The sequence below is a fragment of the Qipengyuania sp. SS22 genome, from assembly GCF_025736935.1.
Lineage (GTDB): Bacteria > Pseudomonadota > Alphaproteobacteria > Sphingomonadales > Sphingomonadaceae > Qipengyuania.
Map to the genome: position 1 here is coordinate 2001671 of NZ_CP107048.1, position 13395 is coordinate 2015065.

Genomic DNA, 13395 nt, shown 5'->3' on the forward strand with positions numbered 1-13395 from the left:
CTATTCGACCGGGCGGGAGGAGTCGAGCAGGTCGGTTTCCTGCTCCCCTCCGGTCCGGCGTTCTTCCTCGACCATCGCGGCGATCTCGTCGGAGGGGCGCACGTCCTCGTCGGCTTGCGCGGTAGCAATAGTCTGGACCGGGCGCGGTTTTTCCGTCGCAGCCGTATCGGACGATGCGGTCGCTTCGGTGGCGAAGGGAACGCTGGCCGAGCGCGGGTCGAAACGCAGCCGGTAGATCGGCTCGGGCAGGCCGAACCCGGCATCTTCGAGCGCTTGCTTGACCGCCGGAATCGCCTGGCTTTGTGCCTTCCACCAATCGGTTTCGCGCTGGTCGATCCAGCCGAGGAACCGGATCACCACATTGGAATCGCCCACTTCCATGATCCGCGCCTCGGGCGGCGGATCGGCGAGCACGAATTCGAGGCCCGCCAGCGTATCGCGGCCCAGCTGGCGCGCCGCGCGGGCATCGTCATCGGCATCGACACCCAGGTCGAATTCGAAGCGGCGCTGCGGGTTGCGCGTGTAATTGAGGATCACCGCGCGAAACACCTGCCCGTTGGGAATGCGCAAATGGTTGCCGTCGAGCGTCATCAGCACAGTGGCGCGGCTGGTCAGCCGGATCACGCGACCGTCGAAAGTGTCGATCCGCACCCAGTCATTGGCGCGAAAGGGCTGGCGCAGGCTCAGCATGAGCGAGGCGACGTAGTTCTCGATCGTGTCGCGCATGGCGAAACCGAGCGCGATGCCGATCACCCCCGCGCCGCCAAGCACGGCGCCCAGCAGCGCAGTCGCGCCGATCATGTCGAGCGCGACCACCAGCCCGCCGACGAGGAACACGAAGCGGATCGCGCTGGCGATCAGTTCGGCGAGGAAATTGTTCGGCGCGACGCGCTTCCACAACCGGCCCAGCCCCGCGATCAGATAGCCGATCGCCGCGATAACCAGCCATACGCCCAGCGCGGCGGCGATCAGCGGCAGCATGCGGACGAAGGAGCTCCAGCGTTCGGCGAGGCTCGAAATGCCCGCGCTGTCGGCGGAGAGCGACAAGTCGCGCTCGAGCCCGTTCTCCACCGTCACCACGCCCGTTACGCGGTTCACGATCGCTTCGGCGCGAGCGATATCCTCGGGCTTGGGCACTGTGCCCGAAAGCGAAACCACGCCTTCGCTGACGGCGACCTCGACCGCGCCAAAGGCCGGCAGTTCGGCGAAAATGCCCGAGATCCGCTCGGCGATACGCTCGTCGTCCCCCGCATCCTGCGTTGCGGCGATGGTCTGGACCGGGGTCGGGGTGGCAACAGGTTCGGCGGTGGTTTCAAGCTGCGCCGCCAGCGGCATCGCCCACATCAGGGCAAACGCGGCGAGCAGACGCTTCATTGGCCCGCCACCGACATGCCGTCGATGCGGAAGGTCGGCACGTCGATCCCGCGCTGCAATTCAAGGTCATTGGCGGGCACCAGCGCGCGGAACATCTCGGGCAGCGTACCCGCGATGGTGATTTCCGCCACCGGCCCCGCCAGCTCGCCATTGCGGATGCGCAACCCGCTGGCGCCGCGGCTGTAATCGCCGGTGACGAGGTTGACGCCCTGGCCGAACAGGTCGGTGACGAAGACGCCGTCCTCGATATCGGCGATCAGCTCGGCGACGCTGGGGCCGCCCGCTTCCATATAGACATTGCCCGGCGCAATCCCCGGCGCACCGCCGCCGCCACGGCTGGCATGGCCGGTCAGCCCAAGATCGAGCTGCGCCGCGCTGGCGACATTGGTCAGCCAGCCGGTGATCCGGCCTTCCGCGACCAGCGCGCGCTGGACACTGGCAACGCCTTCGCCATCGTAATGCCGCGAGCGCAGGCCGCGCAGGCGGTGCGGGTCCTCGACGATCCGCAGCGCGCTGTCGAACAGCTGCTCCTGGTCGCGGCCGATCAGGAAGCTCGCCTTGCGCGCGATCGAGGGGGCGGCCATCGCGCCAAGCAGATGACCGAGGATCCCGCCCCCCACGCGCGGGTCGAACACCACGGGCATCTTAGCGGAGGGAATCGAGCCGGGTCCGACCTTGCGCACCGCGCGCTCGCCCGCCTCGCGGCCGATCCCCGCGGGATCGGGCAAATCGCTGCGGTGGCGCTGGGTGCGATAGGCGTAATCGGTCTGCTTGTCGCTGCCCTCGCCCGCGACGACGCTGGCCGAAAGCGTGTGCGCCCCGCCCGAATGGCCGCGCGCAAAGCCATTGCTGGTGACCAGGGCGAAAACCGAGCGCGAACTGGACGCGCTGCCGCCGTTGGAATTGGTCACGCCGGCCACCGCCCTCGCGGCATCCTCGGTCGCCAGCGCGGCCTCGCGCAAATCGCCGGGCGACGGTTCACCGCCATCGGACAGATCGAGATCGGGGCCGTCACCGCTGAACAGCGCCTCATGCGGCACCAGCCCGCCATAGGGGTCCTCGGGGGCCAGCCGCGCCATTTCGACTGCACGCTGGGCCAAAGTCCTCAGCCCGTCGGGCGCGAAATCGCTGGTGTTGATCGAAGCGGAGCGGCGGCCGACGAAGACGCGCAGACCGATCTCCTCGCTTTCCGACCGTTCGACCTCCTCCAGCGCACCGAGCCTGACGCTGACGCTTTCGGAAGAGGAGGCACGGGCAACCGCATCGGCTTCATCCGCGCCCATATGGCGCGCGAGCTCGACGAGGTCCTGGCAGCAGGCAAGCGCCGCGTCGGAGGTGATCATGGCAGGGTCCGGAAGTGGGCAGTCATGCGCGCGAGGTAGGCCCCGCGCCGCCTACTGGCAACCGCCCGGCCCGTCAGGAAAAGATCAGCTTGAAGATGAGCGTAAGCACCACGGGAAGCCCGATCGCCAGCACCCACAGCATGATCTGGTCGCGGCGGAAGGCGGGCTTGAACGCGAGGTCGGCGGCTTCGTCGTCCGACAGATCGGACCAGCGGCGCTCGAACCAGCGACAGGCGGGGATAATCCCGGCGACCAGGATGATCAGCGCGAGATAGGGCACGATGGAGGAAACGCCCTGTTTCATCGCCCCCACGGTCATGAAGATCTGGAGGCCGGTATAGACCAGCAGCGCGAGCGCGACATTGTCGCTCATGGCCTTGCGCCAGTCGCGCCTGCGTTCGGTCATCGGACCGCTGACGATATCGTTTTCCCGGAGCGCCTTGTTCAACGCGTCTCTCCTTGCTCTCTCCAACCCGAATCGTATTGTTTCAAAATTGCTTCCGTGTGGCAAGCAATCCTGCGTAATTGCGATGTGCGGCGTCCTTTTGCGGCACAGGCCCGCATCGACTGCCGCCCATGCACAAATCCTGCCAGATTATCGAAAAGGCGTGCCTGCGGGGTTTTCACGCGCAGTTGGCATGCTATGTCGCCGCGCATGGCCGATATCGCAACCGACCCGGACCACGCTGCGCTGCACGATGCCGCCCCGCCGATCCCGCAGGGCGGGCTCGAGGTAATCTCGATCGCCAAGAGCTATGACAAGCGCGCGGTCCTGACCGATATATCGCTGTCGGTGGGCAAGGGCGAAGTGCTCGGCCTGCTTGGACCCAATGGGGCGGGCAAGACCACCTGCTTCTATTCGATCATGGGGCTGGTGCGCCCCGATGCCGGACGCATCCTGATGGACGGCGAGGATGTCACCAACCTGCCGATGTACCGCCGTGCGATCCTGGGGCTGGGCTACCTGCCGCAGGAAACCAGCATCTTCCGCGGCATGACGGTCGAACAGAATATCAATTGCGTGCTCGAAATGGTCGAGCCCGACAAGGACACGCGCGCCGCGGAGCTTGAACGCCTGCTCGGCGAGTTCGGGCTTACCCGCCTGCGCGCCAGCCCCGCGATGGCACTGTCGGGGGGCGAACGCCGCCGCTGCGAGATTGCCCGCGCGCTGGCCGCCAAGCCTTCGATCATGCTGCTCGACGAACCCTTCGCCGGGATTGATCCGCTGTCGATCAGCGACATCCGCGACCTCGTCAAGGATCTGCGCACGCGCGGGATCGGCGTGCTGATCACCGATCACAATGTCCGCGAAACGCTCGAGATCGTCGACCGCGCCTGCATCATCTATGGCGGACAGGTGCTGTTCGCCGGGACGCCCGAAGCGCTGGTCGCCGACGAGAACGTGCGCCGCCTCTATCTGGGCGAGAGCTTTACGCTGTGATCCACACGGAACCCGGAACGTAACGCATGGCGCTGGGTCCGCGCCTCGATCTGCGGCAAACCCAGTCGCTGGTGATGACGCCGCAGTTGCAGCAGGCGATCAAACTGCTGGCGCTGTCCAATCTGGAAATCGAGACCTTCGTCGCCGACGCACTCGAATCCAATCCCCTGCTGGAAATGGGCGAGGTCCAGCGCGAAGCGGGCGAGGATACCGCCCCCGAACCGCAGGAACATGACAGCGCGCCCGATTTCGATGGCGACAATGCGCTCGATATTGCGGACCATGCGATCGACCCCGAAGCCGCGCCGGGCGACATGGGCGACTGGAGCCGCGCCGATATCGGCAGTGGCAGCGCCGAACTGCCCGATCTCGAAAACCGCTCCGCCAATGGGCCGACGCTGGCCGAGCATTTGTCCGACCAGGTCGGCGCGGTGGCGCATGACAATCGCGAAGCGCTGGTCGCGCAGCGCATCATCGGCGATCTCGACGAGGCGGGATATCTGCTCGGCGAGCTGCGGTTGATTGCCGAGGAAATGGGCGTCCCGCTGGCCGAGGCCGAGCGCGCGCTGGCCACCGTCCAATCGCTCGACCCGACCGGCGTGGGCGCGCGCAGCCTCGCCGAGTGCCTCGTGCTGCAGGCGCAGGAAGCCGATCGCTACGATCCCTGCATGGCGCGGCTGATCGACAATCTCGACCTGGTCGTGACCGGCGATATCGCGCGGCTCAAGCGTATGTGCGAGGTCGATGACGAGGATTTCGCCGACATGCTCGGCGAATTGCGCGGCTACGACCCCAAGCCGGGGCTGGCGTTCGGTGGCACTGCCGAATCCGCCATCGTGCCCGATGTGCTGATCGCACCGAGCGCGGATGGCTGGGATATCCGCCTCAATGAAGCGAGCCTGCCGCGGCTGGTGGTCAATCGCGACTATTATCTCGAGCTCAAGACGGGCGCGCGCGACAAATCTTCGCACAGCTGGCTCAACGAACAATTGGGCGAGGCCGACTGGCTGATCCGCGCGCTCGACCAGCGGCAGAAGACGATCCTCAAAACCGCCGCCGAAATCGTCAAGAAGCAGGAAGGCTTCTTCCGCGAAGGGGTGACCGCCATGCGCCCGTTGACGCTGCGCGAGGTCGCCGAACAGATCGAGATGCACGAAAGCACCGTCAGCCGCGTCACCAGCAACAAATATCTCGCCTGCCCGCGCGGCACCTTCGAACTGAAGTATTTCTTCTCCAGCGGTGTCTCGGCGGCCGATGGCGAAGGCGCCTCCTCCGAAGCGATCAAGGCACATATCAGGACGCTGTGCGACGCCGAGGATCCCAAGAAGGTCCTGTCCGACCAGAAGCTCGCCGACCTGCTCAATGAAGAGGGCTTCGACCTCGCGCGGCGCACCGTGGCCAAGTATCGCGAGGCCATCGGGATCGGCTCGAGTGCGCAGCGGCGGCGGCAGAAAAAGCTCGCAGCGATTTGATTTTCCACGATCCTTGCAGAAAAAGTTAACGTCTTTTACCTCGCGTTAACCTTTTCCATTCAGATGTTGTGTGGTTAATACAAGGCAACCCCCCTTACCGGGGAGTTACCGCGAGACACTAGGGGCCAACAGGGGAGTTCCCATGCGTGTACTGCTGATCGAAGACGAGCCGACAACCGCCAAGGCGATCGAGCTCATGCTCACGACCGAAGGCTTCAATGTCTACTCGACCGACCTCGGCGAGGAAGGCCTGGATCTGGGGAAGCTGTATGATTACGATATCATCCTGCTCGACCTGAACCTGCCCGACATGCATGGCTACGACGTGCTCAAGAAGCTGCGCGTCGCCAAGGTGCAGACCCCGGTCCTGATCCTCTCGGGCATTGCCGAAATGGATAGCAAGATCCGCAGCTTCGGCTTTGGCGCCGACGATTACGTGACCAAGCCCTTCCACCGTGAAGAACTGGTCGCCCGCATCCACGCCGTGGTGCGCCGGTCGAAGGGCCACAGCCAGTCGATCATCCGCACCGGCAAGCTGGCGGTGAACCTCGACGCCAAGACCGTCGAAGTCGATGGCGCCCGCGTCCACCTGACCGGCAAGGAATATGCGATGCTCGAGCTGCTCAGCTTGCGCAAGGGCACCACGCTGACGAAGGAAATGTTCCTCAACCATCTCTATGGCGGGATGGACGAACCCGAACTCAAGATCATCGACGTTTTCATCTGCAAGCTGCGCAAGAAGCTCAGCCATGCCTGCGGCGGCGAGAATTACATCGAGACCGTCTGGGGCCGCGGCTATGTGCTGCGCGACCCGAACGAAGAGGCCGAAGCGGCCTAATCCAGCTGCCCGGGACGGGATAGCAAGCGACGCCCGGAGCTTCGGCTACCGGGCGTTTCGCTTATGCGGGGCAGACCAGGCAGATAAATCAGCGGTCACGATCGGGTCGCTGCGCGTCACGCCGGTGTGGCCAGAACCTGCAAATCAAGCCCGCTCGGCTGCTGGTAAACGCGCAGGCCGAATTCGGGCAGGATCGCCAGCATATGGTCGAAGATATCGGCCTGGATCGCCTCGTATTCCGCCCACTCGATCGTGTCCGCAAAGCAATAGATTTCGAGCGGCAGGCCCTGCGGGCTGGGCGGCAGCTGGCGCACCATCAGCGTGAAGCCCTTATCCGCAATCCGCGGATGGCTTTGCAGATAGGCGATCACATAGGCACGCAGCGTGCCGATATTGGTGATCCGGCGGGCGTTGATGGCATCCGAATCGCTCGCCAGTTCATGGCGGTTCCATTCGGCGATCTCGTCCTGTTTGCGCGCCAGATACTTCTCGAGCAGGCGGAACCGCTTGAACCCCGCGACCTCGTCTTCGCCCAGGAACCGGATCGAGTTCTGGTCGAGCACCAGCGCCCGCTTGATCCGCCGGCCGCCGCTGTCGCTCATCCCGCGCCAGTTGCGGAAGCTGTCGGCGATCAGCTTGTGCGTCGGGATGGTGGTGATGGTCTTGTCGAAATTCTGCACCTTCACCGTGTGCAGCGCGATATCGATGACATCGCCATCGGCATCCATGCTCGGCATTTCGATCCAGTCGCCCACGCGCAGCATGTCGTTGCTGGTCAGCTGGACACTGGCGACAAGGCTGAGGATGGTGTCCTTGAACACCAGCAGCAGGACCGCCGCCATCGCGCCCAGTCCCGACAGCAGCAGCAGCGGCGACTGTTCGATCAACACCGCGATCATCAGGATCGCGGCGCCGCAGAACATCGCGATCTTGACCACCTGGATATACCCCTTGATCGGGCGGCTACGCGCTTCGGGGCGGCGCGCATAAAGCTCGTTGGCGTAATCGAGCGCCCCGCTGATCGCCATCGCCACCGACAGCACGATCAGCGCGCGCACGACATTGACCGTGATGGTCACCAGTTCGGGGGGCAAATTGGGGACCAGATCGATCCCGCGCGACATCACGAGCAGCGGGATCACCGTGGCGAGCCAGGCCACCGCGCGATCGACGGTATCGGTGCGCCGGTCGAGATAGGGCGCCGCCGCGCGCAGCAGCACCCGTTTGATCAGCCAGTTCACCGTCAACGCCACCACCACCAGCCCGGCGAGGGCGATCAATGACTGGAGCCACAGTGCGAGGCCGGCATAGCGGTCGAGAAGTCCGTCCATGGCGCGCTGCCTAGCCGCAGGCGGGAGCCCGCTTCAACCCCCGAGACCGGCAGAGATTTTCTATCTCGCGCGGTTTCGCGAGTCGCTGTAGATGCCGCTGGTATCAACAGCGAAAGGCCCGCCCCCGCAATGGAGGTGTTCGGTTTCGATCTGGGGCCCATCGCCCCATTCATCCTGATCGGTTTTGCAGCACAAATGGTCGACGGCGCACTGGGGATGGCCTTTGGAGTCATCACCAATACGCTGATGGTCGGCCTGCTTGGCGTGCCGCCCGCGCTCGCCTCGCAGCGTGTGCATCTGGTCGAGTGCTTCACCACCGCGACGTCGGGCATCAGCCATCTGCTGCACGGCAATATCGACAAACGGCTGTTCTTCCGACTGCTGGTTCCCGGCGTGGTCGGGGGGCTGCTGGGCACCTATCTGATCACCTCGATCGACGGTGATACGATCAAGCCGTTCGTGCTGATCTATCTTGCCGGGATCGGCGTGTGGCTGCTGATCCGCGGCCTGCTGTATCCGCCCAAGCTGCGGCAGGCGAAGCATGTCGCACCGCTGGGGCTGGTCGGCGGCTTCCTCGATGCGGCGGGTGGCGGCGGCTGGGGCCCGGTGGTGACGTCCAATTTGCTGGTCCAGGGGGCCGAACCGCGCAAGGTCGTGGGCACGGTCAATTCGGTCGAGTTTTTCCTCACACTGAGCATTTCTGCGAGCTTCATCTACCATCTCGGCATCTCGCATATCGCGGGGGCGACGCTGGGGCTGATCATCGGGGGGATCGCCGCGGCGCCCTTCGGCGCTATGGCAGCCAAGCATTTCAGCCCCAAGCTGATGCTGGTCCTTGTCGGCATCGCGCTGAGCGTGACCAGCGCCTACGGCATCTGGACGGCGTGGGGGTAGGCTTGTAGGCGCCCGCGCCATGAGCGCGTTTAAAGAAGGCGACCCCACTACCCTCAACCGGCTGTACGGCCGTAGCCAGGGCAAGCCGCTGCGCGCGTCGCAGCAGGAGCTGGTCGACAAATTGCTGCCGCAGATCGCGGTGTCCGCGGAAGGCCCGGTGACAGCCGAGAGCCTGTTCGGCTTCGATCGTCCACTGCATTTCGAAATCGGCTTCGGCGGCGGCGAGCATATGGCCGAACGCGCCGACATGCTGCCCGACCACGGCTTCATCGGTGCCGAGCCCTTCGTCAACGGCGTGGCGCAGGCGCTCACCCATGTGCGTGACCGGACGCTGGCCAATGTCCGCATCCAGCATGGCGACGCGCTGGATGTGCTGCGCCGCATACCCGATGGCGCGCTGACCATGGCCTATCTGCTCCACCCCGACCCCTGGCCCAAGAACAAGCACGCCAAGCGGCGAATGATAAACGACGGGCCGGTGCGGATGATCGCCGACAAGCTGAAGCCCGGCGGCGAGTTTCGCTTCGGCACCGATCACGCCGTCTATCTGCGCCACGCACTGATGGTGATGCGCCGGTTTACCGACGAATTCGAGTGGGTCGCCGACAGCCCGGCGAGCTGGCAAAATCGTCCCTCTGGGTGGCCCGAAACGCGCTACGAGCACAAGGCGCGCACGGTCTATAACCACGAAGTCTGGTATTTCCGCTTCCGCCGTAAATAGCAGAAGGCCGCCCGGTCGCCCGGACGGCCCTCCATCATGCCGGTTGGCACAAACTCGAGATCAGAAACGCAGGCCGAGCCCGGCCACGACCTGGTCGGTCGTCGCATCGCCGAAATCGCCGGCGATGTCGTCATATTGCGAGCGGCGGTATTCGACGCGTCCTTCGAGCGGTCCGGGCAGCTGGATCTGCAGCCCGCCGCCGAACCGCAGCCCGCTGGCATTCTCTTCCAGATCGTCGAGCGATCCGGCGCTGGTGAAGGCCTTGGTGTCGAGCGCGGTATAGCCAACCTTGCCATAAGCCGCGATCCCCGGGGTCACCGCGAAACCGGCGCGGGCGCCGATGTAATACTGGCCATCGGCATCGAGCCCGTCACGGGCACCGCCGAAGCTGTCGGGGAATTCGGTCGAACCGCCGCTGGTGGACAGTTCGCCCTCAACGCCGACGAAGGCGCTACCAAGCGAGAGGTCGTAGCCGGCAGTAACGCCGTAAACCGCCGAATCGGCATCGGCGCTGACGCTGCCGTCGCCCGAATCGACATTGAGTCCTTCATAGCCGGCCAGTGCGCCGACATAGAACCCGCCCGGGGCGGTGTTCTGGGCCTGCGCCATGGCAGGGACGGCCAGCATGCCGGCGGCGATGGCGAGCGTTGCGATTGTCTTTTTCATCTCGATTCCTTTCGCGTGCGTTGGGGGGATGCACAGTCAGGCCGCTTGCAGATACCGCGCTTGCGCCCGGATGAACCGCGCGACGATCCGGCACAGCGCGGCGATGGACGACGCCAATTTTCGACCAAGGGTTTTGCCAAGCCGCCCAAAGGCGAGCTAGCCTGCCGCGAAAGGCACAAGGGCCGGCGGAGAGCAAGACATGGCAGACAGGACGGTATTCATTCTCGGGGCATCGCGCGGGATCGGGCTTGGCCTCGTCGAGGAGTTCTTGGCGCGCAAATGGCGCGTGGTGGCAAGCGAGCGTTCGCATGGCGACGGCTTGCACGCGCTGGAATGCGATGCGCTGCGTATCGTAACCTGCGACGTGACCGAACCCGGCAGCTATGCCGACCTCGGCCTTGGCGCGGGCGAGCTCGACACGATCATCATCAATGCGGGGATCGGCGGGGCGCGCCACCAGGACGCCATGCAGGCGACCACCGAGGACGTTGCCGAGATCATGATGACCAATGCCTTTGGTCCAGCCCGCGCGGCCAAAACGCTGCTGCCGACGGTGAAGGATGGCGGCACGCTGGCCGTCATGTCCTCGCAGCTGGGTTCGATCGCCAACAGTTCCGGCGGCTTCGAGCTATACCGCACGAGCAAGGCGGCGCTGAACATGCTGGCCAAGGGCATTGCGGTGCAGCTGGCCGAACCGCGCGGGATCGGCGTGCTCGCGCTTCATCCGGGCTGGGTGCAAACCGAAATGGGCGGCCCGCAAGCCACGCTGACAGTGACGGAAAGCGTCAAAGGGATCGCCGACGTGATCGAGGGCGCAGGGCCCGACAGCGGATTCCGCTACCTCGACTATAGCGGCAAGACGCTGCCTTTCTGATTGAAGGCACCGGGCGGCATCAGGCCAGACGTCCGGCGCCCACGGCGAACCCGGCGGTAGCCACCGGCCCGCGACACAGGCGGGCCGGTGCGGCCTGTCTCACCCCACGATACCCGCGCTGGCCAGCACTGCGAGCGTCAGCAGGTCGGGCGCGATCGCGGTCATCGGGGCGATCTGGACCGGCTTCTCGCTGCCGATCATCATCGGGCCGACCATCGTCTCGCCGCCCAGCTCGCGCAGCAGCTTGGCCGACAGATTGGCCGATTGCAGCCCGGGCATGATCAGCACGTTCGCGGGCCCCGACAGGCGGCTGAACGGATAGAGTTCCATCACCTTGCGGTTGAGCGCGGCATCGGGTGCCATTTCGCCTTCATATTCGAAGTCTACCGCGTCGTCCGCGTCGAGCAGCGCGACAGCATCGCGCAGATTGCCCAGCCACTGGCCCGAGGGGTTGCCGAAGGTCGAATAGGACAGGAAGGCGACGCGCGGTTCGTGGCCCATGCGGCGGGCGACCGCGGCGGTTTCCTTGGCGATATGCGCCAGCTCGGCGGCGCTGGGGCGTTCGTTGATCGTGGTGTCGGCGAGGAAGGTGGTCTGGTTCTTGCCGATCATCATGTGGATGCCGAAGGGCGTCGCGCCGGGCTTGGGATCGATCACCCGCGCCACTTCGCGCGCAGTCTGCGCATAGGTCCGCGTCAGCCCGGTGATCATCGCATCGCCATGGTCGAGCGCGACGAGCAGCGCGGCGAAAACGTTGCGTTCCTGATTGACCATCCGCTGGACGTCGCGCTGCGTGTAGCCGCGGCGCTGGAGGCGCTTGTAGAGATAGTCGTTCATCGCCGGGACCTTGTCCGACAATGCCGAATTTTCGATAATCCAGTCGTCGGGATCGTCCACGCCCAATTCGCTCAGCTTCTCGAGCACTTTCTCGGTGCGACCGACGAGGATCGGTTCGCCATAGCCGAAATCGCGGAACTGGATCGCCGCGCGCAGCGCGACATCCTCCTCCGCCTCGGCGAAGACCACGCGCTTGGGATTGGCCTTGGCCTGTTCGTAGATATTGGTCAGCGCCGCGGTGGTCGGATTGAGCCGTGCCTTGAGCGAGAGGCGATAGGCGCCGAAATCCTCGATCGGGGCTTCCGCGACGCCGCTGTCCATCGCCGCCTGCGCAACCGCGCTGGAAACGACCTCCATCAGCCGCGGATCGAACGGTGCGGGAATGATGTATTCCTCGCCGAACTGGTGGCTGACGCCATAGGCCGCGGCGACTTCGTCGGGCACGCGTTCGCGCGCGAGTTCGGCGATGGCATGCGCGGCAGCGATCTTCATTTCCTCGTTGATCGCGGTGGCGCGCACATCGAGCGCGCCGCGGAAAATGAAGGGGAAACCGAGGACATTGTTGACCTGGTTGGGATAGTCGCTGCGCCCGGTGGCGATGATCGCGTCGGGACGCACCGCCTTGGCATCTTCGGGCATGATCTCGGGCACCGGATTGGCCATGGCGAAGATGATCGGCCGGTCGGCCATCTTGGCGACCCATTCGGGTTTCAGCGCGCCCGCAGCGGACAGGCCGAGGAAAATGTCGGCACCGACCAGCGCTTCTTCGAGACTTGTCGCTTCGGTGGGCACGGCATGCGCGCTCTTCCACTGATCGACCTTGTCACGGCCCGGCGTGATCGGACCCGAACGATCGCAGACGATCACGTTCTCGTGCGGCACGCCGATCGCCTTGATCAGCGCGGTGCAGGCGAGCGCGCTTGCACCCGCGCCGTTCACGACCATGCGCACGTCCTTGAGGTCGCGGCCGGTGAGGTGGCAGGCGTTGATCAGCCCGGCGGCGGCGATGATCGCGGTGCCGTGCTGGTCGTCATGCATGACGGGGATGTTCATCCGCTCGCGCAGGGCCTGCTCAATGATGAAACATTCGGGCGCGGCGATGTCTTCCAGATTGATGCCGCCGAAACTCGGCTCCATCAGCGCGACCGCTTCGATGAACTTGTCGGGATCCTCGGTATCGAGCTCGATATCGATCGAATCGACATCGGCGAAGCGCTTGAACAGCACCGCCTTGCCTTCCATCACCGGCTTCGATGCCAGCGCGCCGAGATTGCCCATGCCGAGAATGGCGGTGCCGTTGGAGATGACCGCGACGAGGTTGGAGCGCGCGGTGTAGCGCGCGGCGTCCTGCGGATTGGCGGCGATCGCTTCGACGGGGGCAGCCACGCCGGGCGAATAGGCCAGGCTCAGATCGCGCTGGCTCGCCATCGGCTTGGAGGCGATGATCTCGATCTTACCGGGGCGAATAGTCTCGTGATAGAACAGCGCCTCACGCGTGGTGAAAGCGGATTTTTCGTCGGCCATGGGTGTCCTCGTCTCGCTGCCCCCTGCCCCTAACCGCTCGCGCGGCGAAGTCATAGGGGAAAGGGGGCCGCGGCGACTCC

At 65.1% G+C, this 13395-nt stretch carries 12 protein-coding genes; 6 read left to right on the top strand and 6 right to left on the bottom strand.

The genetic code is table 11. The features are described 5' to 3' along the window. From N6L26_RS09940 to N6L26_RS09950, 3 genes are all read right to left on the bottom strand, one after another. Positions 1-1374, bottom strand: coding sequence for a mechanosensitive ion channel family protein (locus N6L26_RS09940; protein WP_263605426.1), 1374 nt, complete (start codon positions 1372-1374; stop codon positions 1-3). Next, entirely contained in the window at positions 1371-2717 is a 1347-nt protein-coding gene (locus N6L26_RS09945; RefSeq protein ID WP_263605427.1) for a TldD/PmbA family protein, read from the bottom strand. Before N6L26_RS09945 ends, N6L26_RS09940 begins: the two co-directional genes overlap by 4 nt. 73 nt (positions 2718-2790) lie before the next feature. Beyond that, on the bottom strand, positions 2791-3165 hold the full coding sequence (locus N6L26_RS09950) for a hypothetical protein (RefSeq protein ID WP_318173598.1): 375 nt from the start codon (positions 3163-3165) through the stop codon (positions 2791-2793). Between the two features lie 207 nt (positions 3166-3372). Here N6L26_RS09950 and lptB point away from each other — a divergent pair, with 207 nt between their 5' ends. The 3 genes from lptB to ctrA all read left to right on the top strand — a co-directional run bounded on the left by lptB (position 3373) and on the right by ctrA (position 6468). Further along, positions 3373-4158, top strand: a complete 786-nt coding sequence (gene lptB / locus N6L26_RS09955) for an LPS export ABC transporter ATP-binding protein (protein ID WP_253521705.1) — start codon at positions 3373-3375, stop codon at positions 4156-4158. Positions 4159-4184: 26 nt separating this feature from the next. Further along, the gene (rpoN, locus tag N6L26_RS09960; RefSeq protein WP_263605428.1) at positions 4185-5630 is read left to right on the top strand and encodes an RNA polymerase factor sigma-54; all 1446 of its coding nucleotides are present in this window, start codon (positions 4185-4187) and stop codon (positions 5628-5630) included. A gap of 142 nt (positions 5631-5772) precedes the next feature. After that, on the top strand, positions 5773-6468 hold the full coding sequence (gene ctrA, locus N6L26_RS09965) for a response regulator transcription factor CtrA (RefSeq protein WP_142787809.1): 696 nt from the start codon (positions 5773-5775) through the stop codon (positions 6466-6468). A gap of 116 nt (positions 6469-6584) precedes the next feature. Here the strand turns inward: ctrA and N6L26_RS09970 are convergent, their stop codons facing one another. Next, positions 6585-7799 carry a mechanosensitive ion channel family protein gene (locus N6L26_RS09970; protein WP_263605429.1) on the bottom strand — a complete coding sequence of 405 codons (1215 nt, stop codon included), beginning with the start codon at positions 7797-7799 and terminating at the stop codon, positions 6585-6587. Between the two features lie 129 nt (positions 7800-7928). Between N6L26_RS09970 and N6L26_RS09975 the strand changes: the two genes are divergently transcribed. After that, the gene (locus N6L26_RS09975; protein WP_263605430.1) at positions 7929-8693 is read left to right on the top strand and encodes a sulfite exporter TauE/SafE family protein; all 765 of its coding nucleotides are present in this window, start codon (positions 7929-7931) and stop codon (positions 8691-8693) included. A 19-nt stretch (positions 8694-8712) separates the two neighbouring features. Next, positions 8713-9414, top strand: coding sequence for a tRNA (guanine(46)-N(7))-methyltransferase TrmB (gene trmB, locus N6L26_RS09980; RefSeq protein WP_263605431.1), 702 nt, complete (start codon positions 8713-8715; stop codon positions 9412-9414). A 60-nt stretch (positions 9415-9474) separates the two neighbouring features. On the opposite strand, the gene N6L26_RS09985 is transcribed toward trmB, so the two are convergent. Then, positions 9475-10080, bottom strand: a complete 606-nt coding sequence (locus N6L26_RS09985) for an outer membrane protein (RefSeq protein ID WP_263605432.1) — start codon at positions 10078-10080, stop codon at positions 9475-9477. A 199-nt stretch (positions 10081-10279) separates the two neighbouring features. On the opposite strand from N6L26_RS09985, the gene N6L26_RS09990 reads away from it, so the two are divergent. Beyond that, a complete protein-coding gene (locus tag N6L26_RS09990; RefSeq protein ID WP_263605433.1) occupies positions 10280-10954 on the top strand; it encodes an SDR family NAD(P)-dependent oxidoreductase in 675 nt (224 codons plus the stop codon). A 99-nt stretch (positions 10955-11053) separates the two neighbouring features. Here the strand turns inward: N6L26_RS09990 and N6L26_RS09995 are convergent, their stop codons facing one another. Next, on the bottom strand, positions 11054-13315 hold the full coding sequence (locus N6L26_RS09995) for an NADP-dependent malic enzyme (protein ID WP_263605434.1): 2262 nt from the start codon (positions 13313-13315) through the stop codon (positions 11054-11056). Positions 13316-13395: the final 80 nt, after the last annotated feature.

Coding starts and splice junctions, on each gene's coding strand:
- N6L26_RS09940 (WP_263605426.1), bottom strand. CDS start 1,374: ATGAAGCGTCTGCTCGCCGCGTTTGCCCTGATGTGGGCGATGCCGCTG.
- N6L26_RS09945 (WP_263605427.1), bottom strand. CDS start 2,717: ATGATCACCTCCGACGCGGCGCTTGCCTGCTGCCAGGACCTCGTCGAG.
- lptB (WP_253521705.1), top strand. CDS start 3,373: ATGGCCGATATCGCAACCGACCCGGACCACGCTGCGCTGCACGATGCC.
- rpoN (WP_263605428.1), top strand. CDS start 4,185: ATGGCGCTGGGTCCGCGCCTCGATCTGCGGCAAACCCAGTCGCTGGTG.
- ctrA (WP_142787809.1), top strand. CDS start 5,773: ATGCGTGTACTGCTGATCGAAGACGAGCCGACAACCGCCAAGGCGATC.
- N6L26_RS09970 (WP_263605429.1), bottom strand. CDS start 7,799: ATGGACGGACTTCTCGACCGCTATGCCGGCCTCGCACTGTGGCTCCAG.
- N6L26_RS09975 (WP_263605430.1), top strand. CDS start 7,929: ATGGAGGTGTTCGGTTTCGATCTGGGGCCCATCGCCCCATTCATCCTG.
- trmB (WP_263605431.1), top strand. CDS start 8,713: ATGAGCGCGTTTAAAGAAGGCGACCCCACTACCCTCAACCGGCTGTAC.
- N6L26_RS09985 (WP_263605432.1), bottom strand. CDS start 10,080: ATGAAAAAGACAATCGCAACGCTCGCCATCGCCGCCGGCATGCTGGCC.
- N6L26_RS09990 (WP_263605433.1), top strand. CDS start 10,280: ATGGCAGACAGGACGGTATTCATTCTCGGGGCATCGCGCGGGATCGGG.
- N6L26_RS09995 (WP_263605434.1), bottom strand. CDS start 13,315: ATGGCCGACGAAAAATCCGCTTTCACCACGCGTGAGGCGCTGTTCTAT.